1 protein-coding gene is annotated in these 1022 nt (G+C 62.5%); it reads left to right on the top strand.

The annotated features are described in order from the left end of the window. Positions 1-151: 151 nt before the first annotated feature. Entirely contained in the window at positions 152-652 is a 501-nt protein-coding gene (locus AACR11_RS21210) for a GNAT family N-acetyltransferase (RefSeq protein ID WP_000376623.1), read from the top strand. Positions 653-1022 lie beyond the last annotated feature (370 nt).

Genomic DNA, 1022 nt, shown 5'->3' on the forward strand with positions numbered 1-1022 from the left:
GACCGAGGGTTAGATCATGCCTAGCATTCACCTTCCGGCCGCCCGCTAGCGGACCCTGGTCAGGTTCCGCGAAGGTGGGCGCAGACATGCTGGGCTCGTCAGGATCAAACTGCACTATGAGGCGGCGGTTCATACCGCGCCAGGGGAGCGAATGGACAGCGAGGAGCCTCCGAACGTTCGGGTCGCCTGCTCGGGTGATATCGACGAGGTTGTGCGGCTGATGCACGACGCTGCGGCGTGGATGTCCGCCAAGGGAACGCCCGCCTGGGACGTCGCGCGGATCGACCGGACATTCGCGGAGACCTTCGTCCTGAGATCCGAGCTCCTAGTCGCGAGTTGCAGCGACGGCATCGTCGGCTGTTGCACCTTGTCGGCCGAGGATCCCGAGTTCTGGCCCGACGCCCTCAAGGGGGAGGCCGCATATCTGCACAAGCTCGCGGTGCGACGGACACATGCGGGCCGGGGTGTCAGCTCCGCGCTGATCGAGGCTTGCCGCCATGCCGCGCGAACGCAGGGGTGCGCCAAGCTGCGGCTCGACTGCCACCCGAACCTGCGTGGCCTATACGAGCGGCTCGGATTCACCCACGTCGACACTTTCAATCCCGGCTGGGATCCAACCTTCATCGCAGAACGCCTAGAACTCGAAATCTAACGTCCGTTCGGGCATCGAGGTCCATGTCGGGGTGGGACGGGCCCGTGGCTTCAAGATCACTTGCAGTCCGACCGCGATGTCTTGGTTGCGCGAGAGGTTGTCGATATCCTCCACTTTCATCATCAACCCTGGATAATGCCGCCGCCGTCATCGCCGCCGACGCCCGTGCCGGGCTTTTCGGGCCTGTCAGGCTTGCTCGGCCTTCAGCCTGCCTGGGCGAGATCTCCGGCGGACGGATTAACGGCGGAGCTTCGCCGCCTTTCGTGCGTGTGAAGGCCGAAGATAGTTCTCTCAAAAACATCCGTTTATGAGAGATACCAAATGTCATTTTCAGAAGACGACTGCACCAGTTGATTGGGCGTAATGGCTG

The sequence above is a fragment of the Vibrio sp. L85 genome (genome assembly GCF_963871815.1).
Classification (GTDB): Bacteria; Pseudomonadota; Gammaproteobacteria; order Enterobacterales; family Vibrionaceae; genus Vibrio; species Vibrio harveyi.

Bases quoted from the DNA above. Each gene is read 5' to 3' on its own strand.
- AACR11_RS21210 (WP_000376623.1), top strand. From the start codon at position 152: ATGGACAGCGAGGAGCCTCCGAACGTTCGGGTCGCCTGCTCGGGTGAT.